The sequence below is a fragment of the Bradyrhizobium sp. 23AC genome, from assembly GCF_054863025.1.
The window spans coordinates 38,901-64,647 of the sequence record NZ_JAVAYN010000032.1 but is presented as its reverse complement, the minus strand read 5'-3'; the positions used below and the strand labels follow the sequence as shown (position 1 = coordinate 64,647).

Genomic DNA, 25,747 nt, shown 5'->3' with positions numbered 1-25,747 from the left:
GCACCACCTGTATGCTGCTGTGCGGTTCTTTCTGCGTGTGCATTTCGCGCAGCGGACCGCGGGTGCGAGCCAGCACCCGGCCTTCCCTGCGCCCTCTTGGATTAGAGGGTGGCGAGACGAAGCAAAGCTCGGGCGATTCAAGCCGCGAGGCTGCGAAGGCGTGTCTGTGAGCTGAGCTGCGTGCCACAAACTCGATATCGTAGGGTGGGCAAAGCGCAGCGTGCCCACGCCTTGTTGCTCATGGAGGGAGATCGTGGGCACGGCGCTATGCGCCTTTGCCCACCCTACGGCACTGCCGCTGGGATCTGCACTGGAGCATCGGTGTGGAGAAAAGCGCGCGCCACACTCCGCTCTCGTGCCCCGGACGCAGCGCAGCGCTGCCGGCGATGCGAAGCATCGTCCAGTAGGACGGTGCGCTGCAGAGCCGGGCCATCCATCCGCATCGCGCCCTATAGCTTTCTGGGTCCCGGCTCTGCGCAGCAACGCCAAGAGGCGTTGCAGCGCGTCCGGGACACGAGATCCGGCCGGCCTGCTTATCCGACCACTCGACCTCCCCCATCACAACCAATTGTCTTTATTAGGAAACAACCATTCCCTATTATCCCGCAATGCAAAAAGCCGCCCGCCGATCGCAGTCTGCCGCCCGTCCGCCCGGTCGTCCCCGGGAATTCGACATGGATACGGCGCTGGACCGTGCCGTGCGGATGTTTCGCGAGCGCGGCTATCATGCGACCTCCATCGGCGACCTCGCCGCGGCGATGCGGCTGGCGACGGGGAGCATCTACAAGGCGTTTCGCGACAAGCATGCGGTGTTCCTGGCTGCCTTCGAGCGCTATACGGCGCTGCGCCAGGAGCAGACCCGCAGCGCCGCCCAGCGCGGCACAAACGGCCGCGATCGGGTCCGCAATTTGCTGCTGTCCTATGTCGCGCAGTCCCAGGGCGCCGAGGGGCGGCGCGGTTGCCTCGTGGTCGGCAGCGCGGTCGAATTGTCGGCGGTCGATTCCGTCGTCGCCGCCCGCGTCGGCGCGCAGCTCAAGACCAACGAAGATTTCATCGCCGGCCTCATCCGCGAGGGGCAGGCCGACGGCTCGATTCCCGGTCATGTCGCGGCCGATGACACCGCGCGACTGATGATCTGCATCACGCAGGGCCTGCGCGTCGTCGGCAAGGCGCGCCTGCCGCTCGACGGGGCCCGCCTCGTCGGCGTCGCGATGAAACTGCTCGCCTGAATTTGTGTCCTATTAGGGAACGATCATTCCCGATTATCTCGGAGACTATGCGTCATGACGATGAATGCCACGATCGAGACCGCGCCCGGGCCGGATGCGGTGTCGCAACGCCTGACCTTCGTGCTTGCCGCGGCCTGTGGCATGATCGCGGCCAACATCTACTACGCGCAGCCCCTCATCGCCCCGATCAGCGCCGCGCTCGGCCTGTCGCACGCAGCAAGCGGGCTGATCGTCACCATGACGCAGATCGGCTACGGCACCGGGCTGCTGCTGATCGTGCCGCTCGGCGATCTCGTCGAGAACCGCATCCTGATCTGCTCCGTCATCACGCTCGGCGCGGCGGCCCTGCTCGCCGCCGCGTTCGCCACCCATGCGCTGCCGTTCCTGATCGCCGCGCTGTTCGTCGGCCTCGGCTCGGTCGCGGTGCAGATCATCATTCCCTATGCCGCGCATCTGGCGCCGGAAGCCATCCGCGGCCGCGTCGTGGCAACGTCTCGACCGGCCTGATGCTCGGCATCATGCTGGCGCGTCCGGTGTCGAGCTTCGTCACCGCGGCGCTGTCGTGGCACGCGGTGTTCTTCGCCTCCGCCGCGCTGATGATCGTGCTGACGGCGGTGCTCTGGATGACGCTGCCGAATCGCAAGCCGGTGACGCGGATGCACTACGGCGAGCTGTTGCTGTCGATGCCGCATCTGGTGCGGGCGACGCCGCTGCTGCGGCGCCGGGCGCTTTATCAGGCCAGCCTGTTCGGCTGCTTCACCCTGTTCTGGACGGTGGCACCGCTCCAGCTCGCCGACGCGTTCGGCTTCACCCAGCGCGGTATCGCGCTGTTTGCGCTGGCCGGTGTGGCCGGCGTGTTCGCGGCGCCCATCGCCGGACGGCTCGCCGATCGCGGCCACAGCCGGATCGCGACGCTGATCGCGATGCTGCTCGCGGCCGGGGGCTTCCTCGTGACCTATCTCGGCGCACCCGGCTCGATGCTGAACCTGGTCTGTCTGGTCGTGGCGGCGATCGCCATCGACGTCGGTGTCCAGGGCAATGTCGTGCTCGGCTTCCGCGCCATCTTCGCGCTCGGGCACGAGCACCGCAGTCGCCTCAACGGCCTCTACATGGCGACGTTCTTCACCGCCGGCGCGGCCGGCTCCGCGGTCGGCGCCTGGGCTTTCGCGCAAGGCGGCTGGACGCTCGCATCGGCCATCGGCCTCGCTCTGCCCGTCATCGGATTGCTCTATGCGGCGACCGAATAGCCGCCGGCCGCAGCAATTGTGCGATGCGGGCGTTTACCAGGGCTCGCAGACGAAGCCGCGGGCGCCTGCAATTTCCATCTCGCGATTTCGGTGCCGCTGTAGTACTTTGGTCTCAAGCGGGCCAGGTTAATGGGCGGCAGGGGGAGGCTGATGAGGCGTGCGGGGCTGTTTGGCGTACCGCGGGTACGGCCATGGTCGTGGCAGGCGTTTCTGCTCGGATGCGTCGTTGTCGCCATGTCGGCTGCGTTTCAGGGCGTTTGCGTTGCGCTCGGCGCAAAGCTCTATTTTGCAGCATTCCTGCCCGGCCTGTTCATGCTCGGCATCGTTGCGGGCACGCCGGCGGCGGGGTTTGCCGCGCTGTTCACCATTCCCCTGGTATGGTGGGCGTTCATTCCGCCCTTCTTCGAGTTCAACGCGCTGAGCAACGCAAATACCGATTCCATCAACCTGTTCTGCCTGCTCGCGGTGCTGCTGATTGGCCTTGCCGATCTCTGCCGCGAGACGATGAGGATCGTCAGCCAGGGCGGGCTGAAGTCCCCGGGCGAGAGCGCGGCAACGAATCCGCAATAATTCGCCTTTGCGCGGCCGTGCACGTTGCGTCCGCGCAACAGTCCGGCAACCATCCGCAAGCTTGCCGCGCGCCGCTAACTTTTCGAAAAAGATTTGGCCGCAGTTTCTCCCCCGGGAATGACGAGGGAGTTTTCGGACATGAACGGTCAAGCCATCTTGGAGAATGTGCGCCGCTATCGCGGCATCGCATCGCTTTATCGCCAGACCGCTGCGTTCCGCCCGGGCCAGAGCTGGTCGCTGCTGGAGCAGGCGAGCGATTGGGAGGCGCGGGCGTTGTCGGAGCTGGAAGCCTATTTCGCGTTGCGCGCGGACTACGCCGCTCCGCTCGCAGCCTGATCGTTAACCATCGCTCACGATATGATCGTCAGATCGGGTGCGGGCACCACGAATCGTCCGCCCCAGGCGCGAACCTCCGCCAGCTGGGCGATGATCTCGTCCTTCAGATTCCAGGGCAGGATGAAGACGTAATCAGGCCTGGCCGCGATCAGGGCGGCGGGATCGCGGATCGGCAGAAGCGATCCCGGAAGCAGCAGGCCCTGCTTGTGCGGATTGCGGTCGACGGTGAACGGAATCAGCTCGCGCGTGATGCCGCAATAATTGAGCAGCGTGTTGCCCTTTGCGGGCGCGCCATAGGCCAGCACCGACGTGCCCGCGCGCCGCGCCGCGACGAGAAAATCGCGGATCGTCTCGCGCTTCGCCGCCACCTTCGCCTGAAAATCACGATAGCACGCGGGCCGGTCGAGCCCTGCCAGGGTCTCGCGCCGGCGCAAGCTCTCGAGCGCAAGCGAGGCGCTCGGAGGCGCGGTCTCGATGCAGACGTGCAGACGGAGCGAGCCGCCATGGGTCGGCAATTCATCCACGTCGAAAACGCGCAAGGCATGTGCGCGAAAGACCGTCTCGAGAGTCGCGAGCGAGAAGTACGACAGGTGCTCGTGATAGATCGTGTCGAACTGGACGCCTTCGATCAGGTGCAGGAGATGCGGAAGCTCCAGCGTTGCACGGCCGGTCTCGGGCAGCAGAATGCGCAGGCCCGCGACGAAATCGTTGATATCAGGGACGTGCGGCAGCACGTTGTTGGCGACGATCAGCTCGGGCCTATGACCTTCGGCGCGCAGCGTGGTCGCGACGTCGCGGCCGAAATAGCAGGTCCGGGTCGGTATGCCCTTGGCGATCGCAGCGGCCGCCGGACCGCTGGCCGGCTCGATCCCGAGCGCGCGGATGCCGGCGCGCAGGAAATATTGCAACAGATATCCGTCATTGCTGGCGATCTCGATCACCTCGGATGCTGCTCCGAGCTTCGCGCGGGCGATCATCTCGGCGGCGTAACTCTCTGCATGAAGCAGCCAGCTCTCGGAATAGGACGAATAATACAGATACTGCTCGAAGATGTTGGCCGCAGGCTCGAATTGCGGAAGCTGCACCAGCCCGCAGGCACCGCACGCACGGGCATGCAGCGGATAGGTCGGCTCAGTCGCATCCGCCCGCTCCGGCGGCAGATAAGAATTCGCCAGAGGCGACAGGCCGAGATCGACGAAGGTCTCGTCGAGCTCCTGCGCGCAAAAGCGGCATCGGTGCCTGTCCATGAACGGATCGTCCCGTTGTGCCGTCGTGCCGCGGCTGTTAGTGAATTCTCTCAAGCCACGGAAATTCCGACAACGTTGCGCATGATGCAACCCAAAAGGCGTTTCGGTGAACCGACGTTCGCAACGGCGGCGTCGCGGTGCGGAGGCCCGGGATGAAGTTCACTGCATTGGCTCTCCCAGGCGTAATTGAAATCGGGATCGAGCCGGAGACCGACGCGCGCGGATTCTTCGCCCGGCTGTTCGACACTGAGGCCTTCGCCGCGCAGGGCCTGCCGACGCATTTCGCGCAACACAGCCTCTCGCATAACGAGCGCGCCGGCACGTTGCGCGGCCTGCACTACCAGGCGGGCGGGCCGGAGGCCAAGCTGGTGCGATGCGTGGCCGGCCGCGCCTTCGACGTGATCGTCGATCTGCGCCGATCGCTGCCCACCTACGGACAATGGTGCTCGGTCGAGCTTGCCGCCGATCGCCGCAATGCCGTGTTCATTCCCGCTGGATGCGCGCACGGCTTCCAGGCGCTCGTGGATGGGACCGAGCTGATGTATTGCATCGATGTGCCCTATGACGCGGAAGGCGCGGCCGGCATTCGCTGGGATGATCCATCGCTCGCGATTGATTGGCCGCTGCCCGATCCGATCCTGTCCGCGCGCGACCGCGCGCTGCCGTGTCTCGCATGAGGCGGGTGTTGGTCACGGGCGCGTCCGGATTCGTCGGTCGTGCGCTGCTGCCTGTGCTGGCTGATCGCGGCTTCGAGGTCCACGGCGTCGCGCGCGCGGCTCAATCGGCGGTGGCCGGTGTGACATGGCATGCGGCCGATCTCCTCACCGAAGCCGGCCGTCGACACGCGCTGTCCGCAGCGCGCCCGACGCACTTGGTTCATCTGGCCTGGGAGGTGCGGCCAGGCCGCTATCGCGAGGATCCTGTCAACCGGTTGTGGGCCGAGGCGAGCATTGACCTGTTGTCACGTGCGCGAACCTGCGGCACCAAGCGCATCCTCGGCATCGGAAGCTGCTTCGAATACGGACCGCAGAGCGGCCCATGTGAGGAACGCACCAGCCAATGCCGTCCCACGACACTGTACGGACAAGCCAAGCTCGCGACGGCCGAAGCCTATATCGCGGCAGGCGCCGCGTGGGGCCGCGTGTTTGTCCCGTTCGGGCCGCACGAGCCCGAGACGCGCCTGATCCCTTCGCTGATCCGGAGCCTTCGCGCGGGCCAGCATTTCGATTGCTCGCATGGCGGGCAGCTGCGCGATTTCGTCTATGTCGATGACCTCGCGCAGATGATCGCCGCCGTGCTCGACAGCGAAATCTCCGGCGTCGTCAATCTCGCCAGTGGCGAGACGCGCAGCCTGCGCAGCGTGATCGAGCATGTCGCAGGTTGTCTCAAAGCACGCCATCTGGTCAGGTTCGGCGCAGTCGCCGCAACGGGCGTCGACGCCGAGCCGATCATTGCCGCCGACGTCCGCCACCTCCGCGGCGTGACTGCGGGCGTGCCAATCATCGGATTCGAGGAGGGCGCCGCGCGCGATCTCGCATGGTGGATCGACCGTCTGCCGGGGAGGGGATGACGTGCGATCTCCTCGCAACAGGCGGAGAGCAAGCGGCACCCGTGGCAATTACGGAGTTGTCTGGCTGGGTGCCTGTGCTAGCAACGGGCCGACCGAAATCTCCCTCACGTCGGCCGGGGCAAGCAATGATCACGTTCAACCGCATCTTCACGACCGAGCGTCTGCTCCAGATCATCGTGATTCTGGCGGCGACGGTTGCCATGAAGCTGATGAGCTGAACGCGAGCGGATCATCGTCCGCCGAACTCGGGCACGTCGGGCAGATAGTTCGACCCTTCCGAGCCCAGAAAATCGAACATCGCCTGCGCCGGCGGCAGCAGCACCTTGTCGCTGCGGCGGATCACGTACCATTGCCGCACGATCGGCAGGCCCGCGACATCGAGCACGATGAGCCGGCCCTCGGTGAGCTCATGCGCCACCGTGTGGGCCGAGATAAAGGCGATGCCGAGCCCCGCGATGACGGCCTGCTTGATGGTCTCATTGCTGCTCATCTCCATGCCGATGATCGGCTCGAGATCGGACTTCTGGAACATGCCCTCCATCAGCGTCCGCGTGCCCGAGCCGGGCTCGCGGGTGAGGAAGGTCTCGTGCACGAGGTCGGTCAGGTTGAGGCCGGAATCGTTCTCCAGCCAGTGTCCCTTGCGCGCGACGATGATGTGCGGATTGCGCCCGAGCTGGCGGACGTCGACCGTGACGTCGGCCGGTGGCCGACCCATCACCGCGAAATCGAGGTCATAGCCGTGCATGGCCTCGCGGATCTCCTCGCGATTGCCGATGGTGAGCTTGATCTCGATCTTGGGGTACCGCTTGGAGAACGCCGCGATCGCATGCGGCACGAAATATTTCGCGGTCGAGACCGCGCCGAGATGCACGGTGCCGCCGGTCCGCCCGGCGAGCAGGTCGAGGGCGCCCTGGCAGTCCATGATGGCGGCCTCGACCCGTTCGGCCAGCGTCAAGACCTCCTTGCCCGCCTCGGTCAGCAACATGCCGTCGCCGGTCCGCTGCACCAGCGGCAGGCCGGCGAGATCCTGAAGCTGCCGGAGTTGCTGGGTGACGGCCGGCTGGGTCAGCCCGAGATGGCCGGACGCGGCCGTCACGCTGCCCTTGGCCGAGAGCGCCGCAAGCGAACGCAGCTGCCGGATCGTCAGGTGCCGGAGCTGGGCCGCCGCGTGGCCGGGGCCATTATAAGAAAATTCTTTGACGCTCATTATGAATAGAAATTTTCCTTATTAAGCTGCCCCTGTCAATCTCCTGATGCCGGGACTGACCGTACCGACCTCCAGAGGGGAGGGAACTGGATACGGCGCCGGCAAAGGGGATGCGCAGATGACCGGGCAACTGAGGCTGGACGACCACCTTCAACGGTATTCGGAGACCGCACCTCACGCGCTCGCCGTGGCGGCCGCGGTCGATGCCATCGCGGCAGCCGCCATCGAGATCGCTGACCTGATCGCCACCGGAGATCTCGCGGACGCCTCCGGCCTGACCACCGGCCGCAACAGCGACGGCGACGTCCAGCGTGATCTCGACGTGCAGGCGGACGCGATCCTGCGCCGCTGCCTCAGCAAGCTGCCGGTCGCGGCGCTCGCCTCGGAAGAGATGCGCGAGGCCCAGATCGGCGATCGTGAGGCGAAGATCTGCATCGCGATCGATCCGCTCGACGGCTCCTCCAACATCGACATCAACATGACGGTCGGCACGATCTTCTCGATCCTGCCCGCGCCCGATGATCTCTCGCTCGCCTTCCATCAGCGCGGCTCGGCGCAGCTCGCGGCAGGCTTCGTCACCTACGGGCCGCAGACCTCCCTGGTGCTGACGCTCGGCCAAGGCGTCGACATCTTCACGCTCGACCGCAAGGCGGGCTGCTTCCGCCTCGCGCGCAGCGGCGCGCAGATCGCCGAGGCCTGCGAGGAGTTCGCGATCAACGCGTCGAACCGCCGGCACTGGGATTCGCCGGTGCGTGCCTTCGTCGACGAGTGCCTCGCCGGTGTCGACGGCCCAGCCAACCACGATTTCAACATGCGCTGGGTCGGCTCGCTGGTCGCCGAGGCCTATCGCATCCTCACCCGCGGTGGCGTCTTCCTCTATCCCTCGGACGCGCGCCCCGGTTACGGCGACGGCCGCTTGCGTCTGACTTACGAGGCGCATCCGATGGCCATGATCATCGAGCAGGCCGGTGGCTCCGCCACGACGGGACGCGAGCGCATCCTCGATCTCTCGGCGCAAAACCTGCACCAGCGCGTGCCGCTGATCATGGGATCGAGCAACGAGGTGCGCCGCGTCGAGGAGCTGCATTGCGATCCGCTGCTGGTTGCCAGCGTCTCAGCGCCGCTGTTCGCGCGGCGCGGATTCTTCCGGCTGTAAGGAGGGCGCCCGATGTCCAGGAAGCATCCGATCATCTCCATCACCGGCTCCTCCGGCGCCGGCACCACTTCGGTCAAGAAGACCTTCGAGCAGATATTTTTCCGCGAGAAGGTCAACGCGGCCTACATCGAGGGTGACGCGTTTCATCGCTACGACCGCGCCGAGATGCGCGCGCAGATGGCGAAGGAGGCCGATCGCGGCAACAAGCATTTCAGCCATTTCAGCCCCGAGACCAATTTGTTCGAGGAGCTGGAGCGCGCGTTCCGCGACTATGGCGAAACCGGCACGGCGACGACACGGCATTATGTGCATGACGCCGAGGAGTCCGCGCTGCATGGCGCGGCGCCCGGCACCTTCACCGACTGGAAGCGGCTGCCGGAGAATTCGGACCTGTTGTTCTACGAGGGCCTGCACGGCGCCGTCGTCACCGACAAGGTGAATGTCGCGCGCTATGCCGACCTCAAGATCGGTGTCGTGCCGGTCATCAATCTCGAATGGATCCAGAAGCTGCACCGCGATCGCAGTGCGAGGGGCTATTCGACCGAGGCCGTCACCGACACCATCCTGCGGCGGATGCCCGACTACATTCACTACATCTGCCCGCAATTCACCGAGACCGACATCAACTTCCAGCGCGTGCCGACGGTGGACACCTCCAATCCGTTCATCGCGCGCTGGATCCCGACGCCGGACGAATCGATGGTGGTGATCCGCTTCAAGAACCCGCGCGGCATCGATTTCCCCTATCTGCTCTCGATGCTGCCGCAGAGCTGGATGTCGCGCGCGAACTCGATCGTGTGCCCCGGCGCAAAGCTCGATCTCGCAATGCAGCTGATCCTGACGCCGCTGATCATGCAGCTCATCGAGCGCAAGCGCAGCTTGAAGTGAACGAGGAGAGAATCCGATGAACATCTCCGTCCACGCCGAAGCCGACCTCACGGCGGTCACGCACAACGATCTCGCTAATGCCGTCCGCTTCCTCGCGGTCGACGCCATCGAGACCTCGCAGTCGGGCCATCCCGGCCTGCCCATGGGCATGGCCGATGTCGCAACCGTGCTGTTTTCGCGCTTCCTGAAATTCGACTCGGCACACCCCAACTGGCCGGACCGCGACCGCTTCGTGCTGTCGGCGGGCCATGGCTCGATGCTGCTCTATGCGCTGCTGCATCTGACCGGCGGCGATGTCAGCCTCGACGACATCAAGGCGTTCCGGCAATGGGGCTCCAAGACGCCGGGCCATCCAGAATATGGTCACACGCCGGGCGTCGAGATGACGACAGGCCCGCTCGGGCAGGGAATCGCGACCGCGGTCGGCATGGCGCTCGCCGAGCGGATGGCCAATGCGCGACATGGCGACGGCCTCGTCGATCATTTCACCTATGTGATCGCGGGTGATGGCTGCCTGATGGAAGGCCTCAGCCAGGAAGCGATCTCGCTCGCCGGCCATCTCGGGCTCGGCCGCCTGATCGTGCTGTTCGACGACAACGGGATCTCGATCGACGGGCCGACCTCGCTGGCAACGTCCGACGACCAGCTCGCGCGTTTCGCCGCCTCCGGCTGGTCGGTGCGCAGCATCGATGGCCACGATCCCGAAGCGATCGCGCAGGCGATCGCAGAGGAGCGAGAGACCGCAAAGCCGTCGCTGATCGCCTGTCGCACCATCATCGGCTACGGCGCGCCTGATCGGCAGGGCACGGAGAAAGCCCATGGTGCGCCGCTCGGCACCGAGCAGACCGCGGCCGCGCGCCGGACGCTGGGTTGGGATTATCAGCCCTTCGTGGTGCCTGTCACGATCCAGAAGGCGTGGCGGATGATCGGGCAACGCGGGCAGGTGGATCGACTCGCCTGGCTCGATCGCTACGAATGCGCGACGCCCGAGCAGCGCGACATGTTCGTCGAAGGCAAGGCGGTTGCCCTGCCGGCCGCCTATGCGCTGGCCGCGGCGAAATTGCGCGAACGCTTTGCGTCCGAGCGTCCGAAGCTCGCGACGCGGCAAGCCTCGCAACAGGTGCTCGACGGCATCGCCGGGACGATTGGCGGCCTGGTCGGCGGATCCGCGGACCTGACGCATTCGAACCTGACGCACGCCAAGGTGCAAGTCCCCGTCAAGCGCGGGACGTTCGCCGGCGACTACATCCACTACGGCATTCGCGAGCACGGCATGGCCGCCGCGATGAACGGCCTCGCTCTGCATGGCGGCTTCATCCCGTACGGCGGCACGTTCCTCGCGTTCTCCGATTACAGCCGGCCCGCGATCCGCCTTGCGGCGCTGATGCGGCTGCGCGTCATCCACGTGATGACCCACGATTCCATCGGCCTCGGCGAAGACGGCCCGACGCACCAGCCAGTCGAGCACCTTGCCGCGCTGCGGGTGATCCCGAACCTGCTGGTGTTCCGCCCCGCCGACGCGGTGGAGACGCTGGAGGCCTGGGATTGCGCACTCAATTCCGAAGATCGCCCCTCCGTGCTGTGCCTGTCGCGTCAGGCGCTGCCGACCTTCCGCAGCGATGCGCGCGGCAGAAACCGTGTCGCGCACGGCGCCTATCTCGTCGTCTCGCCGGACGGCGGCCGTGACGTCACGCTCGTTGCAACCGGCTCGGAAGTCTCGATTGCACTGGAAGCCGCCCGCCTGCTCGCGACCGAGCACATTCGTGCGGCCGTGGTGTCCGCGCCATGCTTCGCCCTGTTCGAGGAGCAGCCGGACGACTACCGCGCCACCGTGCTCGGTACCGCGCCGCGCGTCGGGATCGAGGCGGCCGTGCAGGGCGACTGGTCGCGTTGGATCGGCACCGAGGGCGAATTCGTCGGCATGCGCGGCTTCGGCGCCTCGGCGCCGGCGCCGGTGCTGTACCGCGAATTCGGCATCACACCGCAAAGCATTGCGGAAGCCGCCCGCCGGGCGATCGCTCGCAAGCGACAATAAGGAGGACTTCTCGTGGCCCGTATCACACTTCGCCAACTGCTCGACCACGCGGCCAGCCATGGCTATGCGGTGCCGGCGTTCAACATCAACAATATGGAGCAGGGTATCGCGATCATGCAGGCGGCGGCCGAGGTCGATGCGCCCGTGATCATCCAGGCCTCGCGCGGCGCGCGCAGCTACGCCGGCGATCTCATGCTCTCGCACATGATCGATGCGCTGGAGCGGACCTATCCGGACATCCCGCTTTGCATGCACCAGGACCACGGCAATGACGAAGCGACCTGCGCCTCCGCCATCGCTCATGGCTTCACCTCCGTCATGATGGACGGCTCGCTCAAGGCCGATGCCAAGACGGCGGCCGATTACGACTACAACGTCGCGATCACCCGCCGCGTCGTCGATCTCGCCCATTGGGTCGGCGCCTCCGTCGAAGGCGAGCTCGGCGTGCTCGGCTCGCTGGAACATGGCGGCGGGGAGCAGGAGGATGGCCACGGCGTCGAGGGCACGGTCAGCCACGACCAGCTCTTGACCGATCCCGATCAGGCGGTCGACTTCGTTCGAGCCACCAAGGTCGATGCGCTCGCCATCGCGATGGGCACCTCGCACGGCGCCTACAAGTTCAGCCGCAAGCCGGATGGCGACATTCTGGCGATGCGGGTTGTCGAGGAGATCCATCGCCGGCTGCCGAATACGCACCTGGTCATGCACGGCTCCTCGTCGGTGCCGCAGCCCCTGCAGGACATGTTCAACCAGTTCGGCGGCGAGATGCCCCAGACCTGGGGCGTGCCGGTCGAGGAGATCGTCCGCGGCATCAAGAGCGGCGTGCGCAAGGTCAATATCGACACCGACTGCCGCCTCGCGATGACGGCCGTGTTCCGCAAGGTCGCCGCTCAAACGCGTTCCGAGTTCGACCCGCGCAAATTCCTGAAGCCCGCAATGGACGCGATGCGCGAGCTCTGTCGCGATCGTTTCGAGCAGTTCGGAACCGCGGGCCATGCCAGCAAGATCAAGGTCATTCCCTTGAGCGAGATGGCGCGGCGCTATCGCGCCGGCGAGCTCGATCCGCGCATCGACGCCCGCGAACCCGTTGCGGCCTAGTCAATCGGAAACAACAGAGAAAACAACAGGAGAGAGACATGAACGCACATGCAGGCACGGTCCGCGGCAAAGAGCGCTATCGCTCCGGTGTGATGGAATACAAGCGCATGGGCTATTGGGAGCCCGACTACACGCCAAAGGACACCGACGTCATCGCGCTGTTCCGCGTGACGCCGCAAGAGGGCGTCGATCCGATCGAGGCCTCGGCCGCAGTCGCCGGTGAATCCTCGACCGCGACCTGGACCGTGGTGTGGACCGATCGCCTGACCGCGGCGGAGAAATATCGCGCGAAATGCTACCGCGTCGATCCGGTGCCGGGCACGCCGGGCTCGTATTTCGCCTACATTGCCTATGATCTCGACCTGTTCGAGCCGGGCTCGATCGCGAACCTCTCGGCCTCGATCATCGGCAACGTGTTCGGCTTCAAGCCGCTGAAGGCGCTGCGTCTGGAAGACATGCGCTTCCCCGTCGCCTATGTGAAGACCTTCCAGGGACCGGCGACCGGCATCGTGGTCGAGCGCGAGCGGCTCGACAAGTTCGGCCGGCCGCTGCTGGGCGCGACGGTGAAACCGAAGCTCGGGCTTTCGGGCCGCAACTACGGCCGCGTCGTCTATGAGGCGCTGAAGGGCGGGCTCGACTTCACCAAGGACGACGAGAACATCAACTCGCAGCCCTTCATGCACTGGCGCGACCGCTTCCTCTATTGCATGGAGGCGGTGAACCGCGCACAGGCGGCCTCCGGCGAAGTGAAGGGCACCTACCTGAACATCACCGCGGGCACGATGGAAGACATGTACGAGCGTGCCGAGTTCGCCAAGGAGCTCGGATCGTGCATCGTCATGATCGACCTCGTGATCGGCTACACCGCGATCCAGTCGATGGCCAAATGGGCGCGGCGCAACGATATGATCCTGCATCTGCATCGCGCCGGGCACTCGACCTATACGCGGCAGAAGAGCCATGGCGTGTCGTTCCGCGTCATCGCCAAATGGATGCGCCTTGCCGGCGTCGACCACATCCATGCCGGCACGGTGGTCGGCAAGCTGGAAGGCGACCCCAACACCACGCGCGGCTATTACGATGTCTGCCGCGAGGACTTCAATCCGACCAAGCTCGAGCACGGCCTGTTCTTCGACCAGAACTGGGCGAGCCTGAACAAGATGATGCCGGTCGCCTCCGGCGGCATCCATGCCGGCCAGATGCACCAGCTGCTCGATCTCCTGGGCGAAGACGTCGTGTTGCAGTTCGGCGGTGGCACCATCGGCCATCCCATGGGCATTGCGGCCGGCGCGATCGCCAACCGCGTGGCGCTGGAAGCGATGATCCTCGCCCGCAATGAGGGCCGCGACTACGTCCACGAGGGTCCGGAGATCCTGGCCAGGGCGGCCGAGACCTGCACACCGCTGAAAGCGGCGCTCGAGGTCTGGAAGGACGTGACGTTCAACTATCAATCCACCGACACGCCGGACTTCGTGCCGACCGCGCTCGAAACCGTCTAGGGAGACGCAGCATGAAACTCACTCAAGGTTGCTTTTCGTTCCTGCCCGATCTCACCGACGACCAGATCTATAAGCAGGTGCAATATTGCCTCGGCAACGGCTGGGCGGTGAATATCGAATTCACCGACGATCCTCATCCCCGCAACACCTATTGGGAGATGTGGGGCCTGCCGATGTTCGACCTCCAGGACGCCGCCGGCGTGATGATGGAGCTCGCGGAGTGCCGTAGGGTGTATGGCAACAAGTACATCCGCATCAGCGGCTTCGATTCAAGCCATGGCTGGGAATCGGTGCGGATCTCCTTCCTCGTCAATCGTCCTCCGCATGAGGCGGAGTTCGAGCTGGTGCGGCAGGAAGTCGGCGGCCGCGCGATCCGTTACACCACCGTGCGCCGGCCGGCGGCGCACGCGCCAACGTAAGTCATCCGCTTCCGCGCGGAGCTCTCCCTGCTCCGCTTCCTTGGCGGACCACTGCTTCGCCGCTGCCTCGCGGCGAAGCTCTTTTCTTCGAGGGTAGCCATGCTCGATGTTCCCCACGCAACCACGACTGAGCCCAACGAGACCCAATTCGATCTCCGCAAGGAAGCCGAAGCGGCCGGGATCACCGACACGCTGCAGCAGCTCGAGCAGGAGCTGATCGGATTGAAGCCGGTGAAGAACCGCGTGCGCCAGATCGCCTCGCTGCTGCTGATCGAGCGCATCAGGCAGCGCGCCGGCTTGGCATCGGCTCCGCCGACCCTGCACATGTCGTTCACCGGCAATCCCGGCACCGGCAAGACCACGGTGGCGCTGCGCATGGCCAAGATCCTGCACGGTCTCGGCTTCGTGCGGCGCGGGCAGGTGATCTCGGTCACGCGCGACGATCTCGTCGGCCAATATATCGGCCACACTGCGCCGAAGACCAAGGAGATCCTGAAGAAGGCGATGGGCGGCGTGCTGTTCATCGACGAAGCCTATTATCTGCATCGCCCCGACAACGAGCGTGACTACGGTCAGGAGGCCATCGAGATCCTGCTCCAGGTGATGGAGAACCAGCGCGAAGACCTCGTCGTGATCCTCGCCGGCTACGGCGAGCGCATGACGAGCTTTTTCGCGTCCAACCCCGGCTTCCGCTCGCGCATCGCCCACCACATCGAATTCCCTGATTATGCCGAAGCCGAGCTGCTCGTCATTGCCGAGCTGATGCTGAAGGAGCGGGGCTATCGCTTTTCGACCACGGCCCGCGAGGCGTTCGAGAAATACATCGCGCTGCGCCGGACCCAGCCGTTCTTCTCCAATGCGCGCTCGATCCGCAACGCCGTCGACCGCATCCGCCTGCGCCAGGCCGATCGGCTGGTGTCCGATCTCGACCGGATGCTCGATGTCGACGACCTCGAAACCATCGATCCCATGGACGTCCTGGCGAGCCGCGTCTTCAGCGGCGGCGCCGATGCGCGGAGTGCAAAGCCATGACCAGAGAAATCATTGTCGCTCCCTCGATCCTGGCCGCGGATTTCGCGTGCCTCGGCGAGGAGATCGCCGCAATCGACACGGCCGGCGCCGACTGGATCCATTGCGATGTCATGGACGGACACTTCGTGCCCAACATCAGCTTTGGTGCCGATGTCATCAAGGCGATCCGGCCGACGACGAAGAAGATCTTCGACGTGCATCTCATGATCGCGCCTGTCGATCCCTATCTCGAGGCGTTCGCGAAGGCCGGGGCTGACGTCATCACGATTCATGCCGAAGCCGGCCCGCATCTCGACCGCTCGCTGCAGGCGATCCGTGCGCTCGGCAAGAAGGCCGGTGTCAGCTTGTGTCCGGCGACCCCCGAGAGCGCGATCGAATATGTGCTCGATCGCATCGATCTCGTGCTGGTGATGACCGTCAATCCGGGATTCGGCGGCCAGTCCTTCCTCGAATCCCAGCTCGAGAAGATCCACCGGCTCAAAACCATGATCGGTGATCGGCCGATCCGGCTCGAGGTCGATGGCGGTGTCACGCGTGACAATGCCGCTGCCGTGGCCGCCGCGGGCGCCGATACGTTGGTGGCCGGTTCCGCGGTGTTTCGCGGCAAAAGCGTTGCCGAATATGCCGCAAATATCCAGGCCATTCGCATCGCCGCCGAGACGGGCCGGGTTCCAAAGCGGCAAGATAATTCTACGCAGCCGCTGCGCGTCAGCGAGGCAGGCCGTATCCGGTAGACTACGGAAGGCGCAAGCCGTGGAAGATCCGCCCGTGCCGGTTGTCCCACGGCGTGGCACTTATCTCCGGGGTTCCACGGAGGTTGCGGCAAAAAGCGATCGCGTCTTTCAGGTCGGGGTAACCAACGCATCCGAGGCGAAAATTCGATTAACGCCCACGCAATGCTGTACATCGCAACCTGCGTGCAGGAATGCCAAGAGAGCGCGGGGATGCGGATCAAGGCTATTGCCAGGCATGAGGCCTGCACGCGGCATGGGGCGATGGCGTGAGCATGCATCGCTTGTTCGCCGAGCAGCTTCGCTGCGCAACCGATGCGGCCGGACGGGTCGACGTCCTCAAGCTGGGGGAGCTCGTCAGCGCGGCCTATGACGCGAGCGATCGCGACCGCCAGCGGATGACCGACGCACGCGCTCACACGCACGATGAGGTCAAGCTTGATCTGCTGCGAACCCAGGAATTCCTCGACACCATCGTCGAAAACATCCCGATCGCCGTCTTCGCGAAATGCGCGAAGGATTCCCGCTACATCCTGCTCAACCGGGCCGGCGAGGACTATTACGGCATTCCGCGCGAACAGATGCTGGGCCGGACGCCGGAGGAGATCTTTCCGGCCGACGTCGCCCGCGTGGTCAAAGAGCAGGACCGCCGTGTCGTCGCCAGCGGCATGCCGATGTTCCTCGAAGAGCATCTGCTCGACATCGGCGTCAAGGGCCACGACCGCGTCGTCAATTCACGCAAGTTGCTGATCACGGATGACGCCGGCGACCCGCAATACCTGGTCGGGGTGATCGAGGACGTCACCGAGCGGCTCAACACCCAGCAACGCATCAGCCATCTTGCGCATCATGATGCGTTGACCGACCTGCCGAACCGCAGCGCCTTCAACGCCGTGTTCGGCGAACGGCTGGAGCGGGCGCAGGAGGCGGCGACCAGTTTTGCCGTGCTCAGCCTCGATCTCGACCGCTTCAAGGAAGTCAACGACGTGTTCGGCCACCCCGTCGGCGATCTGCTGATGCGGGCGGCGGCGGACCGGGGAAGCCGACAGCGCCTTCGTCGCCCGTATCGGCGGCGACGAGTTCATGATCCTGATGCCCGACGACATCAGCCGCGATGACGTTCTGGCGCTCGCCGAACGTCTCGTCGAGACCATCGGTCAGGAACTGGAGGTCGACGACTATCTCTCCCATGTCGGCCTCAGCGTTGGCATCGCGTTTTATCCGGACGACGGCGTGAATGCCGCGACGCTGCTCGCCAACGCCGACTCGGCGCTCTATCGTGCCAAGCGCGAGGGCAGGGGCCGGGTGCGCTTCTTCGAATCCGAGATGGACCAGGAGCTGCGCGACCGCAGGCTGTTGCAGCACGACCTGCGACAGGCGCTGGAGCAGAACCAGTTCCTGGTCTACTTCCAGCCGCAGGCGCGGGTGGATGGTGAGGTCATCGGGTTCGAGGCTCTGCTGCGCTGGGACCATCCGACGCGCGGCTTCGTGCCGCCGGACCAGTTCATTCCGCTCGCCGAGGAGAACGGGCTGATCGTCCAGATCGGCGAATGGGTCTTGCGCGAAGCGTGCCGCGAGGCGGCTTCCTGGCCGCGGCCGCTGCAGGTCGCCGTCAATCTGTCGCCGATCCAGTTCCAGGCCGGCGATCTCGAACGTTCGATCCACCAGATCCTGCTGGAGACGGGGCTGACGCCGACGCGGCTCGAGGTCGAGATCACCGAGGGCGTGCTGATCGGCGATTTCACCCGCGCGCTCAATCTGCTGCGGCGGCTGAAGGCGCTCGGCATCCGCATCGCGATGGACGATTTCGGCACCGGCTATTCGTCGCTGTCCTATCTCCAATCGTTCCCGTTCGACAAGATCAAGATCGATCGCAGCTTCATCTCCAATCTCGAGGCGACGCCGCAATCGGCCGAGATCGTCCGTGCGGTCCTGAGCCTCGCGCACGCCCTGCATATCCCGGTCATTGCCGAGGGGGTGGAGACGGAAGCGCAGCGTGCCTTCCTGGCGCGGGAGGCCTGCGAGGAGATGCAGGGCCATCTGGTCGGCCGGCCCGCCCTGATCGAGCGCTATCTCGACCTGGTCGGCGTGACCGTGGAGCGCCGGCTCTACGCCTAGCCTTCGGGTCCAAGGCGCGGTTCATTTGGAACTTTGGCCCGGACATATATTTCCTAACAACGAGCCGAGGCTAGGCGCGCGGTCGGCGCAGCAAATCTTTTGCACAATCGCCATCGGCCTGACGCAAATCGGGGCAATAAGCCTTGTGAGTGCGAGGGAGGGTCTCATGGAGAACGTACGTCGCTACCGGGCGCTGGCGTCCCTCTGTCGTCAGCAGGCGGCCTACCGGCCGCTACAGAACTGGGAACTCCTCGGCCAGGCCGAACATTTCGAATACCTCGCCGAGGTCGAGCTCAAGGCGCATTTCGACGCGTGTAATGCGCAGCACGACGAGGGCGCCGCTGCGCCCGCGACGTGGGAGACCCCGGTCGCGGCGTGACGGCGCCCGGCGGGCCCGGCTCAATGCGACATCAGCGTCGGGACCGTCATGGCTTCCAGCATGGCGCGGGTGACGCCGCCGAGAACGCGTTCCTGCAATCGCGAATGGCCATAGCCGCCCATCACCAGGAGATCGAGCCCCTCGTCGGCCGCCAGCGACAGGATGGTCGGCTGGATATTGGCGCGCGTCGCCGACAGGTTGACCGTGCGGGTCGACAGTCCACGCCGGCCGAGATGTCTTGCCAGACCGTTCGCTGAAGCTTCGTCGGACGTGGCTTTGGCTTCGTTGATCGTGATGATCACGATCTCATCGGCGCGGGCCAGGAACGGTGCTGCGTCGTGCACGGCGCGGGCGGCGACGCGGCTGCCGTCCCAGCAGATGCCGATCCGGCCCGCCTTGAACGCTCCATGGAAGGTGTAGGGCAGGAACAGCACCGGGCCGCCCGCCTGAAACAGGATCTCGCCCGGTACATCGTTGTCGAATGAACTTTGCGCCGGATCGGGCTGAAGCACGACGCTGAGGTCGTGCAGTCGTGCCATCTCGCCGATCGAGTCCGCCGCATCCACCGGGATCGCGCCGAGCGGACGGCAGCCGTAGGAGATGCCGGCGTTCGCCGCTTCGATGCCAAACACCGCGAGCGCGGCCTCGGCCCGCTCCACCGCGCGCTCGCGTTCCAGTTCGAACACGGCCGCCACCGCGGCGCCGCCCTCCATCACGTAAGCCGCACTGGTTGCGACATAGCCGATCGCGACTGCGTCGAGATGGGCGTTGAACTGCGCCGCGAGCGAAATCGAGCCCTCGATCGCGCAGCGCATGGGGCGTTCGGTGGGGATGTGGACGAGAATGTCTTTGTACATGGCGCGCCTCCGATGAACATCATTCGGTGGTCGCATTTTTTCACTGCCCATAGGGCCCGCGTTGAGCTGCATCAAATGCGCAGGGGACGACTTTCCCGGGGGGCCCCGCGCATTCTTTGCCAAGATTTAATCGGATGGACGGGACGTCGTAAGGTGACGATGGCCATGTTGGATGCAAGGCGACACCTTATCCAACATGGACATTTCGACATGAACGATCGCGTCAATTCCGACACCAAGACGTCCCGCAGGATCCTGAGGCCGCGCCGGCTTGCGTTGCTCGGCACCGTGGCCGCGCTCGGCGTGGCCGTGCTGGCGGCTGCTCCCAGCTCTTCGCCGTTCGGTCCGAGCTCCTTCATTACCCCGGCCCAGGCCGCCGAATCCGCCGCGACCCCGCCGGGCTTCGGTGACCTGGTCAGCAAGGTCAAACCTGCCGTCATCTCGGTGCGCGTCAAGATCGACCAGGACAACGACAAGAGCGCGATGCTGCAGCAGAACCGGATGGATCAGGACGAGGATACCCCGTTCGACCAGTTCTCGCGGCAGTTCGGCTTCCGTGGCCCGGGCGGGATGAACGGCATGCCGCGCCAGCGCCATCAGATGATCACGGGCGAAGGCTCCGGCTTTTTCATCTCGGCCGACGGCTATGCCGTGACCAACAACCACGTCGTCGACCACGCCGAGTCGGTGCAGGTGACCATGGATGACGGCACGAGCTACACCGCCAAGGTCGTCGGCACCGATCCGAAGACCGATCTCGCGCTGATCAAGGTCGACGGCAAGAAGGACTTCCCGTTCGTCAAATTCTCCGACCAGAAGCCGCGCATCGGCGACTGGGTGGTCGCGGTCGGCAATCCCTTCGGCCTCGGCGGCACCGTGACTGCCGGCATCGTCTCGGCCAGCGGCCGCGACATCGGCAACGGCCCTTATGACGACTTCATCCAGATCGATGCGCCCATCAACAAGGGCAATTCCGGCGGCCCGGCCTTCGACATGAGCGGCAACGTGATCGGCGTGAACACTGCGATCTTCTCGCCCTCCGGCGGTTCGGTCGGCATCGGCTTCGACATTCCGGCCTCGACCGCAAAGCTCGTCGTCGCGCAGCTGAAGGACAAGGGCGCCGTGACCCGCGGCTGGCTCGGCGTGCAAGTGCAGCCGGTCACCGCCGAGATTGCCGACAGCCTCGGCCTGAAGGAGGCGCGCGGTGCGATCGTCGACAATCCGCAGGATGGCAGCCCGGCGGCGAAGGCCGGCATCGAGGCGGGCGATGTCATCACCGCCGTCAACGGCACAGCGGTCAAGGATTCCCGCGACCTCGCCCGCACGATCGCGACCCTTGCGCCTGGCAGCTCAGTGAAGCTCGACGTCTTCCACAAGGGCGACAGCAAAACGGTGACGCTCGCGCTCGGCGAACTGCCGAACCAGCGGCAGGCCCAGGGAGACCTCAAGACGGGTGAGGGCAAGACGCAGTCGAACGCCGACACGCCGCGCCTCGGTCTTGCTTTGGCTCCGGCCGGTGACGTCCAGGGCGCTGGCCAGAAGGGCGTTGTCGTCACCGAAGTCGATCCGCAAGGGCCGGCGGCGCAGCGCGGCATCCAGACCGGCGACGTCATCCTCAATGTCGGCGGCAAGGCCGTCGCCAATGTCGGCGATGTCCGTTCCGAGCTGGCGCAGGCCAAATCGTCCGGCAAGCGCAGCGTGCTGTTGCAGGTCAGAAGCGCGCAGGCGACCCGCTTCGTCGCGGTACCACTCGCCTGAGGCGAACGTCGATCGGCATGGATCAAGAAAGGCGGCCCTCGAGGCCGCCTTTTTCGTTCGCCTTCAGGACTCCCGGGAGGCGATCGATAACATTCTCGTTAACGGCAGCGACGATGACGCGGTTCGTCCGAAAAAGCCGTGTTCGCTCATCAAAGTTCCGACTCGTGCAGGTCGCCGGCGGCAACGATGCCGCCGGGACCGTGCAAGCGTGGAACTTCGAACTTGCCGCCGGCTTCTGGAACTGGCCGCTGGTTCGCATTTGATCGGTGCCGACATGGATCGATTGAAGCTCTCGCTGAGGAGGGCGCTACTCGTGGCGCCAATCGTGCTCTGGGGCGGAAACGCTCTCGGGCGGGACGACGGCCGCTACGCGGACTCACCCCTGAAGCCATGGTTCGACAGCCTGCGCAGCCACCTTGGTCCGTGCTGCTCGGATGCGGATGGTTTTGCCGTCGCCGATCCCGACTGGGAGTCGCATAACGGGCATTATCGCGTGCGTCTCGACGGCGAATGGATCGAGGTGCCGGACGAAGCCGTCATCACCGAGCCGAACCGGGCCGGCCGCACCATGGTGTGGCCGGTGAAGACCGCGTTCGGGGTTTCGATCCGCTGCTTCATGCCGGGCAGCATGATCTGACACGGGCCAACGTCAGCGCTTGCTGGATTTGCGCTTCGACGATTTCTTGGTTGTCCTCTTCTTGGTCGTCCTCTTCTTGGACGTCTTCTTGGCAGCCTTCTTCGGGACCTTCTTGCCCTTCTTGCGCGCCTTCGACAGTCCGATCGCGATCGCCTGCTTGCGACTCTTCACGCGTCCGCCACGGCCTTTGCGACCGCTCTTTGCCGTGCCCTTCTTGTAGCGGCGCATCTCGCTTTCGACATCGCTGCCGGAGCTGCGTGAGTAGCGGCGCTTCTTTGCCTTGCGTGCCATGCATGTTCTCCCTTGGCCGGGGAGAACCATTCGACACGGGCATGGTTCCGAAGGACGCGGACAGCGTTCCAGGCGCAGCCTAGAAGGAATTCGCCAGCTCGATCTCCGCTTCCAGCACGTGAATGCGCCGTGCGGCCTCGGTGAAGGACAGATCGCGCGCATATTGTGCTGGCTGATACGCTTCTTCACTCAGCCGTTTCAGCCTCAGCCCCTGCGTCCGTGTCATCTGCTCGGCGAGGAAAACCCTGGCGTCGTATTTGCCTTGAACCTGCATGTCGCTTCTCCGTCCTGAAATCGTGACTTGACTATATGTTCTTATTTTGTTCTAACAAGCCATGGACAACAGAATTAACGAAATTCGGCGTAAAATCAGCGCCTTGAGGGTTGAGATGGCCGGCGTCGAGGCCTCCGTGCGCGATCTCATCAACGGCGACCGCGATTGCGTCCAGCAGGCCCTGGCGCAGATGGATCTGCGCCGGAAGGTCAATTTGCTGATCGGCGAATGGAAGGCTGCCGGCGGCCGCGATGTCCTGCCTGACGTTCGCGACCGGGTGCGCCTTCGTCTCGTGAAGACAGCCGGCAATCCCGAGCGCGCGAGCACGCGGCGCTGAAACCTTTTGGGGGCCGCCGTGGAGGAAGACCCGGACACTTACCGGATCTTGAGGTTGCGCGCCGAGATTCTCGAATTGGGCTCTGCCATCCGGCAATTGCAGCGTGCGGGGCTCGACGATGCTGCGGCCCAACTTCTGATCGGACGCAAGCGGGCGCAGCTCGAGCAACTCGTGAAGACGAATGCTGCGCTCAACTCTGAAACGCGTCGCCCGTAACGAGCTGACGCGGGCGCTCGACGATGTGGCGCTCGATTGCCGATCGGCATCAAGAAACAAGAAAAAAGCCCCGCGTCGCCGCGGGGTTTTTGATGTCATGTCGGCCTGAGCTCACTTGGTATTGCTCATGCCCTTGCTGCTCTTGTTCGTCATGGTGCCGCCCTGGTCCGAGCCGGGACCGGAGCCGCCCTGGCCGGAAGGATCCGCGCCCTTCGAGGCCTTGGTGTTGGCGCCCGTGGTCTGCGAGGACGACATCGATGATCCGTGTTTGGCCTTGTGCGACTTGGCCTGTGCGGCGAGCGGCGCGGCGGCGAGGCCGGTGGCCAACATTGCGGTGAGAACGAGCTTTGCCGTTGTCATGCGGGGAACTCCCTGAGTTAAATTGACGCAGGCAGCCAACCGCCATTTGCCGAAGGAGTTCCCGACAAACGCATCTGCCGCGCCGCACGCACGGTTCAAGATTGCTTGTCCTCTGCGAGGATGAACACGACGCCGGTGAGTGTCGCGCCGATCGCGAACGTCGTCACCAATGTGAGGGCGAAGACGATTGCGGCCTGGCTTCCGCCGTGATCGAGCAGCCTGGCGACGGCGGGATTGGACAGGATCAGCGTGAGGCTGAAGGCGAGGCCGAGGGCTGCCCCCATCATCGCATGCGTCATCAGCTTGATGAGGCCGGTGGGAGAGATCAAGTCCGACGACTTTTTTGCGCGCATGGGAACTGCATCCCGACTGGCATGCAAACGCGGGCGATATTCACCGGTTCCAAACGCATGAAGGAATTGTCATCACCGGCTTCATCCGACGTTCATGCCGGGCCTGCGAGGATAAGCGTCGGCAAAACGGGAACATTCGATATGGGTAAGGTAGTCTTTCTTTACCGCTCGCTGGCCTATCGCAACGCGGCTGCGGACATGCTGCGCAAGGCCCGCAAACTGCCGCGCGGTGCGGAGCGAAGTGCGGCCCGCCGCTACGCGAGGGCGCTACGCGATCTCGCTCAGACGGAAGCCTGGCTCGAAGGACGCCTCGCCGAGGAAGCGCGGCCGCCGCGGCAAACCAGGATGGCGGCGTCTGGCTAAAGCATGATCCGGAAAAGTGCGCAGCGATTCATCCTGATCGCATCGCGCTTTAGCCCGAGGCGCGTTGCAATTCGGCTAAGCTGGGGGCGTCGAATTTTCCGGGGGCGGTCGTCGCCGTCTTGCGTGTCAGCGGCACCTTGAGGCGACACAATAGTCCTTCGGCTCGCCAATCGAATTGCGCCTGTCCTCCGAGCTGGGACTCGACGCTCGCAAGCAGGCTTCGCGTGCCGAAGCCGCGAGATTTCGGCGTCATGACGAGCGGACCGCCGGATTCCTCCCAGCTCAGCGTCAGCAGCTGGTCCTCGACCTGCCAGCCGATCGTGAGCCGTCCCGACCTGGTCGAGAGTGCGCCATACTTGGCAGAGTTGGTGAAGAGCTCGTGCAACGCGAGCGCCAGCGTCTGAGCCGTCGCCGGCACCAACTGGACCTCGGGACCCGCCAATACGATCTGTCCGCCGAGCGAATAGGGCGCAAGCTCCTCGTCGATCAGCTTGGAGAGCTCCGCGCCCTGCCAGCTCGACAGCGACAGGATCGTGTGCACGCGCGCCAGCGCATTGATGCGCCCCTCGACGGCGTTGACATAGGCCTTGACCTCGTCGGCGCGGGTGAGGCGGACGATCGACTGCGCCAGCGCCAGCGCATTCTTGGCGCGGTGATCGACTTCCCGCGCCAGCAAATTCTGCCGTTCCTCGGCTCGCTTGCGTTCGGTGATGTCCACGGTGACACCGCTCACGCGCACGACGCGACTGCTATCGTCGACTGTCGCGGCCGCCGTACCGACGCACCAGCGCACCTCGCCGTCGGGCCGCACAATGCGGAACTCGGTCTCATAGGCCCGCGTGCCCTTGTTGAATTCGGCGATCGCCTTGCGCAACTGATCGACGTCGTCGGGATGCAACAGCGCCTGAACGTTGGCCGGATTGACCTCGAAGCTCTCCGGGCCGACGCCAAAGATGCGATATTGCCCCTCGTCCCACATCCAGTCGCCGCTGATCCAGTCCCAATCCCAGGAACCCATCTTGCCGGCGGCGATGGCCATGCTGCGCCGCTGCTCGCTTTCGCGCAGCTTCGCGGTGGAGTTCTCCAGTTCCGCCGTGCGCGCGCGGACGCGATCCTCGAGCTCCTGGTTCAGCCGTTCCAGCTCGCGGGTCTTGCGGTAGAGCTCGGCAAACACCTTGATCTTGGCGCGCAGCACCTCCGGCACGACCGGTACCGGCACGTAGTCGACCGCGCCCATCTCGTAGCCGCGCAACCGGTCGATGTCGCTGACCTGGATGGCGGAGATGAAGATCATCGCGGTCTTCTGGAAGCGCGGATGCTCGCGGATCATCGCGGCGAGCTCGAAGCCGTCGAGCTCGGGCATGCAGACGTCGACCAGGATCACCGCGATCTCGGTCTTGAGCAGCACCTCCAGCGCCTCGCGTCCGGACGAAGCGATCACGAGATTCTCGCCCAGTTCCTTCAGGATCACCTCATAGGCGAGCAGCTTGGCCGGCTGGTCGTCGACGAGCAGGATGTTGACCTTTTCGTGGTCCATTCG

At 65.0% G+C, this 25,747-nt stretch carries 30 protein-coding genes and 1 pseudogene; 23 read left to right on the top strand and 8 right to left on the bottom strand.

Features of this window, described 5'->3' with window-relative positions:
* Positions 1-608 precede the first annotated feature (608 nt).
* From RAD10_RS39295 to RAD10_RS39280, 4 genes and pseudogenes are all read left to right on the top strand, one after another.
* On the top strand, positions 609-1,229 hold the full coding sequence (locus RAD10_RS39295; protein WP_461621663.1) for a TetR/AcrR family transcriptional regulator: 621 nt from the start codon (positions 609-611) through the stop codon (positions 1,227-1,229).
* Positions 1,230-1,283: 54 nt separating this feature from the next.
* A pseudogene (locus RAD10_RS39290) lies at positions 1,284-2,476 on the top strand (MFS transporter).
* A 150-nt stretch (positions 2,477-2,626) separates the two neighbouring features.
* A complete protein-coding gene (locus tag RAD10_RS39285) occupies positions 2,627-3,046 on the top strand; it encodes a DUF4118 domain-containing protein (protein ID WP_461621662.1) in 420 nt (139 codons plus the stop codon).
* Between the two features lie 138 nt (positions 3,047-3,184).
* Positions 3,185-3,382, top strand: coding sequence for a hypothetical protein (locus RAD10_RS39280; RefSeq protein ID WP_028144073.1), 198 nt, complete (start codon positions 3,185-3,187; stop codon positions 3,380-3,382).
* Between the two features lie 14 nt (positions 3,383-3,396).
* Here RAD10_RS39280 and RAD10_RS39275 read toward each other — a convergent pair whose 3' ends face one another.
* Positions 3,397-4,629 (bottom strand): methyltransferase domain-containing protein, encoded by a 1,233-nt coding sequence (locus tag RAD10_RS39275; RefSeq protein ID WP_461621661.1) that lies wholly within the window; start codon positions 4,627-4,629, stop codon positions 3,397-3,399.
* 152 nt (positions 4,630-4,781) lie between these two features.
* On the opposite strand from RAD10_RS39275, the gene rfbC reads away from it, so the two are divergent.
* On the top strand, positions 4,782-5,306 hold the full coding sequence (gene rfbC, locus RAD10_RS39270; protein ID WP_461621660.1) for a dTDP-4-dehydrorhamnose 3,5-epimerase: 525 nt from the start codon (positions 4,782-4,784) through the stop codon (positions 5,304-5,306).
* Positions 5,303-6,199, top strand: a complete 897-nt coding sequence (locus tag RAD10_RS39265; RefSeq protein WP_461621659.1) for an NAD-dependent epimerase/dehydratase family protein — start codon at positions 5,303-5,305, stop codon at positions 6,197-6,199. The genes rfbC and RAD10_RS39265 overlap by 4 nt, the downstream gene beginning before the upstream one ends.
* Before the next feature lie 229 nt (positions 6,200-6,428).
* On the opposite strand, the gene RAD10_RS39260 is transcribed toward RAD10_RS39265, so the two are convergent.
* Positions 6,429-7,406, bottom strand: a complete 978-nt coding sequence (locus RAD10_RS39260; protein WP_091964807.1) for a LysR family transcriptional regulator — start codon at positions 7,404-7,406, stop codon at positions 6,429-6,431.
* Between the two features lie 118 nt (positions 7,407-7,524).
* On the opposite strand from RAD10_RS39260, the gene RAD10_RS39255 reads away from it, so the two are divergent.
* The 11 genes from RAD10_RS39255 to RAD10_RS39205 all read left to right on the top strand — a co-directional run bounded on the left by RAD10_RS39255 (position 7,525) and on the right by RAD10_RS39205 (position 18,761).
* Positions 7,525-8,562: a class 1 fructose-bisphosphatase gene (locus RAD10_RS39255; RefSeq protein WP_461621658.1), complete on the top strand. Its 1,038-nt coding sequence runs from the start codon at positions 7,525-7,527 to the stop codon at positions 8,560-8,562.
* A 12-nt stretch (positions 8,563-8,574) separates the two neighbouring features.
* Complete coding sequence (locus RAD10_RS39250) at positions 8,575-9,450, top strand: phosphoribulokinase (RefSeq protein WP_018321765.1); 876 nt, start codon at positions 8,575-8,577, stop codon at positions 9,448-9,450.
* A 16-nt stretch (positions 9,451-9,466) separates the two neighbouring features.
* On the top strand, positions 9,467-11,485 hold the full coding sequence (gene tkt / locus RAD10_RS39245) for a transketolase (RefSeq protein WP_461621657.1): 2,019 nt from the start codon (positions 9,467-9,469) through the stop codon (positions 11,483-11,485).
* 12 nt (positions 11,486-11,497) lie between these two features.
* Complete coding sequence (gene fba, locus RAD10_RS39240; RefSeq protein ID WP_092262535.1) at positions 11,498-12,583, top strand: class II fructose-bisphosphate aldolase; 1,086 nt, start codon at positions 11,498-11,500, stop codon at positions 12,581-12,583.
* 38 nt (positions 12,584-12,621) lie between these two features.
* Positions 12,622-14,082: a form I ribulose bisphosphate carboxylase large subunit gene (locus tag RAD10_RS39235; RefSeq protein ID WP_091964799.1), complete on the top strand. Its 1,461-nt coding sequence runs from the start codon at positions 12,622-12,624 to the stop codon at positions 14,080-14,082.
* 11 nt (positions 14,083-14,093) lie between these two features.
* Positions 14,094-14,501: a ribulose bisphosphate carboxylase small subunit gene (locus RAD10_RS39230; protein WP_028144064.1), complete on the top strand. Its 408-nt coding sequence runs from the start codon at positions 14,094-14,096 to the stop codon at positions 14,499-14,501.
* Positions 14,502-14,600: 99 nt separating this feature from the next.
* Entirely contained in the window at positions 14,601-15,533 is a 933-nt protein-coding gene (gene cbbX, locus RAD10_RS39225; RefSeq protein WP_461621656.1) for a CbbX protein, read from the top strand.
* Positions 15,530-16,267, top strand: a complete 738-nt coding sequence (rpe, locus tag RAD10_RS39220; RefSeq protein WP_461621655.1) for a ribulose-phosphate 3-epimerase — start codon at positions 15,530-15,532, stop codon at positions 16,265-16,267. Before cbbX ends, rpe begins: the two co-directional genes overlap by 4 nt.
* Before the next feature lie 272 nt (positions 16,268-16,539).
* Positions 16,540-17,382, top strand: a complete 843-nt coding sequence (locus tag RAD10_RS39215) for a PAS domain-containing protein (RefSeq protein WP_461621664.1) — start codon at positions 16,540-16,542, stop codon at positions 17,380-17,382.
* A complete protein-coding gene (locus tag RAD10_RS39210; RefSeq protein ID WP_461621654.1) occupies positions 17,348-18,382 on the top strand; it encodes a putative bifunctional diguanylate cyclase/phosphodiesterase in 1,035 nt (344 codons plus the stop codon). Before RAD10_RS39215 ends, RAD10_RS39210 begins: the two co-directional genes overlap by 35 nt.
* Positions 18,383-18,548: 166 nt before the next feature.
* Positions 18,549-18,761, top strand: coding sequence for a hypothetical protein (locus tag RAD10_RS39205; RefSeq protein WP_461621653.1), 213 nt, complete (start codon positions 18,549-18,551; stop codon positions 18,759-18,761).
* 20 nt (positions 18,762-18,781) lie between these two features.
* On the opposite strand, the gene RAD10_RS39200 is transcribed toward RAD10_RS39205, so the two are convergent.
* Positions 18,782-19,618, bottom strand: a complete 837-nt coding sequence (locus RAD10_RS39200; protein ID WP_461621652.1) for a universal stress protein — start codon at positions 19,616-19,618, stop codon at positions 18,782-18,784.
* A 210-nt stretch (positions 19,619-19,828) separates the two neighbouring features.
* Between RAD10_RS39200 and RAD10_RS39195 the strand changes: the two genes are divergently transcribed.
* From RAD10_RS39195 to RAD10_RS39185, 3 genes are all read left to right on the top strand, one after another.
* Positions 19,829-21,376: a Do family serine endopeptidase gene (locus RAD10_RS39195; RefSeq protein ID WP_461621651.1), complete on the top strand. Its 1,548-nt coding sequence runs from the start codon at positions 19,829-19,831 to the stop codon at positions 21,374-21,376.
* Between the two features lie 113 nt (positions 21,377-21,489).
* A complete protein-coding gene (locus RAD10_RS39190; RefSeq protein ID WP_461621650.1) occupies positions 21,490-21,639 on the top strand; it encodes a hypothetical protein in 150 nt (49 codons plus the stop codon).
* Positions 21,640-21,650: 11 nt separating this feature from the next.
* Complete coding sequence (locus RAD10_RS39185; RefSeq protein WP_461621649.1) at positions 21,651-22,013, top strand: hypothetical protein; 363 nt, start codon at positions 21,651-21,653, stop codon at positions 22,011-22,013.
* A 12-nt stretch (positions 22,014-22,025) separates the two neighbouring features.
* On the opposite strand, the gene RAD10_RS39180 is transcribed toward RAD10_RS39185, so the two are convergent.
* Together RAD10_RS39180 and RAD10_RS39175 are read right to left on the bottom strand one after the other, a co-directional pair.
* Positions 22,026-22,304 (bottom strand): DUF6496 domain-containing protein, encoded by a 279-nt coding sequence (locus RAD10_RS39180; protein ID WP_461621648.1) that lies wholly within the window; start codon positions 22,302-22,304, stop codon positions 22,026-22,028.
* Positions 22,305-22,383: 79 nt separating this feature from the next.
* Positions 22,384-22,578, bottom strand: a complete 195-nt coding sequence (locus tag RAD10_RS39175) for a DUF3072 domain-containing protein (RefSeq protein WP_461621647.1) — start codon at positions 22,576-22,578, stop codon at positions 22,384-22,386.
* Positions 22,579-22,693: 115 nt separating this feature from the next.
* Between RAD10_RS39175 and RAD10_RS39170 the strand changes: the two genes are divergently transcribed.
* Both RAD10_RS39170 and RAD10_RS39165 read left to right on the top strand, forming a co-directional pair.
* Positions 22,694-22,915, top strand: a complete 222-nt coding sequence (locus tag RAD10_RS39170; protein WP_104462970.1) for a hypothetical protein — start codon at positions 22,694-22,696, stop codon at positions 22,913-22,915.
* An 18-nt stretch (positions 22,916-22,933) separates the two neighbouring features.
* Positions 22,934-23,131, top strand: coding sequence for a hypothetical protein (locus RAD10_RS39165; RefSeq protein ID WP_104463008.1), 198 nt, complete (start codon positions 22,934-22,936; stop codon positions 23,129-23,131).
* A gap of 111 nt (positions 23,132-23,242) precedes the next feature.
* Here RAD10_RS39165 and RAD10_RS39160 read toward each other — a convergent pair whose 3' ends face one another.
* Complete coding sequence (locus RAD10_RS39160) at positions 23,243-23,491, bottom strand: hypothetical protein (protein WP_038972655.1); 249 nt, start codon at positions 23,489-23,491, stop codon at positions 23,243-23,245.
* A gap of 95 nt (positions 23,492-23,586) precedes the next feature.
* Complete coding sequence (locus RAD10_RS39155; protein WP_091964781.1) at positions 23,587-23,844, bottom strand: hypothetical protein; 258 nt, start codon at positions 23,842-23,844, stop codon at positions 23,587-23,589.
* A 141-nt stretch (positions 23,845-23,985) separates the two neighbouring features.
* Between RAD10_RS39155 and RAD10_RS39150 the strand changes: the two genes are divergently transcribed.
* Complete coding sequence (locus tag RAD10_RS39150) at positions 23,986-24,207, top strand: hypothetical protein (protein WP_028144049.1); 222 nt, start codon at positions 23,986-23,988, stop codon at positions 24,205-24,207.
* A 49-nt stretch (positions 24,208-24,256) separates the two neighbouring features.
* On the opposite strand, the gene RAD10_RS39145 is transcribed toward RAD10_RS39150, so the two are convergent.
* On the bottom strand, positions 24,257-25,744 hold the full coding sequence (locus RAD10_RS39145) for an HWE histidine kinase domain-containing protein (protein WP_461621646.1): 1,488 nt from the start codon (positions 25,742-25,744) through the stop codon (positions 24,257-24,259).
* Positions 25,745-25,747 lie beyond the last annotated feature (3 nt).

Coding starts and splice junctions, on each gene's coding strand:
- RAD10_RS39255 (WP_461621658.1), top strand. CDS start 7,525: ATGACCGGGCAACTGAGGCTGGACGACCACCTTCAACGGTATTCGGAG.
- RAD10_RS39190 (WP_461621650.1), top strand. CDS start 21,490: ATGACGCGGTTCGTCCGAAAAAGCCGTGTTCGCTCATCAAAGTTCCGA.
- rfbC (WP_461621660.1), top strand. CDS start 4,782: ATGAAGTTCACTGCATTGGCTCTCCCAGGCGTAATTGAAATCGGGATC.
- cbbX (WP_461621656.1), top strand. CDS start 14,601: ATGCTCGATGTTCCCCACGCAACCACGACTGAGCCCAACGAGACCCAA.
- RAD10_RS39150 (WP_028144049.1), top strand. CDS start 23,986: ATGGGTAAGGTAGTCTTTCTTTACCGCTCGCTGGCCTATCGCAACGCG.
- tkt (WP_461621657.1), top strand. CDS start 9,467: ATGAACATCTCCGTCCACGCCGAAGCCGACCTCACGGCGGTCACGCAC.
- RAD10_RS39260 (WP_091964807.1), bottom strand. CDS start 7,406: ATGAGCGTCAAAGAATTTTCTTATAATGGCCCCGGCCACGCGGCGGCC.
- RAD10_RS39155 (WP_091964781.1), bottom strand. CDS start 23,844: ATGCGCGCAAAAAAGTCGTCGGACTTGATCTCTCCCACCGGCCTCATC.
- rpe (WP_461621655.1), top strand. CDS start 15,530: ATGACCAGAGAAATCATTGTCGCTCCCTCGATCCTGGCCGCGGATTTC.
- RAD10_RS39180 (WP_461621648.1), bottom strand. CDS start 22,304: ATGGCACGCAAGGCAAAGAAGCGCCGCTACTCACGCAGCTCCGGCAGC.
- RAD10_RS39265 (WP_461621659.1), top strand. CDS start 5,303: ATGAGGCGGGTGTTGGTCACGGGCGCGTCCGGATTCGTCGGTCGTGCG.
- RAD10_RS39280 (WP_028144073.1), top strand. CDS start 3,185: ATGAACGGTCAAGCCATCTTGGAGAATGTGCGCCGCTATCGCGGCATC.
- RAD10_RS39175 (WP_461621647.1), bottom strand. CDS start 22,578: ATGCAGGTTCAAGGCAAATACGACGCCAGGGTTTTCCTCGCCGAGCAG.
- RAD10_RS39170 (WP_104462970.1), top strand. CDS start 22,694: ATGGCCGGCGTCGAGGCCTCCGTGCGCGATCTCATCAACGGCGACCGC.
- RAD10_RS39215 (WP_461621664.1), top strand. CDS start 16,540: ATGCATCGCTTGTTCGCCGAGCAGCTTCGCTGCGCAACCGATGCGGCC.
- RAD10_RS39195 (WP_461621651.1), top strand. CDS start 19,829: ATGAACGATCGCGTCAATTCCGACACCAAGACGTCCCGCAGGATCCTG.
- RAD10_RS39200 (WP_461621652.1), bottom strand. CDS start 19,618: ATGTACAAAGACATTCTCGTCCACATCCCCACCGAACGCCCCATGCGC.
- RAD10_RS39145 (WP_461621646.1), bottom strand. CDS start 25,744: ATGGACCACGAAAAGGTCAACATCCTGCTCGTCGACGACCAGCCGGCC.
- RAD10_RS39210 (WP_461621654.1), top strand. CDS start 17,348: ATGATCCTGATGCCCGACGACATCAGCCGCGATGACGTTCTGGCGCTC.
- RAD10_RS39160 (WP_038972655.1), bottom strand. CDS start 23,491: ATGACAACGGCAAAGCTCGTTCTCACCGCAATGTTGGCCACCGGCCTC.
- RAD10_RS39275 (WP_461621661.1), bottom strand. CDS start 4,629: ATGGACAGGCACCGATGCCGCTTTTGCGCGCAGGAGCTCGACGAGACC.
- RAD10_RS39205 (WP_461621653.1), top strand. CDS start 18,549: ATGGAGAACGTACGTCGCTACCGGGCGCTGGCGTCCCTCTGTCGTCAG.
- RAD10_RS39250 (WP_018321765.1), top strand. CDS start 8,575: ATGTCCAGGAAGCATCCGATCATCTCCATCACCGGCTCCTCCGGCGCC.
- RAD10_RS39295 (WP_461621663.1), top strand. CDS start 609: ATGCAAAAAGCCGCCCGCCGATCGCAGTCTGCCGCCCGTCCGCCCGGT.
- RAD10_RS39235 (WP_091964799.1), top strand. CDS start 12,622: ATGAACGCACATGCAGGCACGGTCCGCGGCAAAGAGCGCTATCGCTCC.
- RAD10_RS39285 (WP_461621662.1), top strand. CDS start 2,627: ATGAGGCGTGCGGGGCTGTTTGGCGTACCGCGGGTACGGCCATGGTCG.
- RAD10_RS39185 (WP_461621649.1), top strand. CDS start 21,651: ATGGATCGATTGAAGCTCTCGCTGAGGAGGGCGCTACTCGTGGCGCCA.
- RAD10_RS39230 (WP_028144064.1), top strand. CDS start 14,094: ATGAAACTCACTCAAGGTTGCTTTTCGTTCCTGCCCGATCTCACCGAC.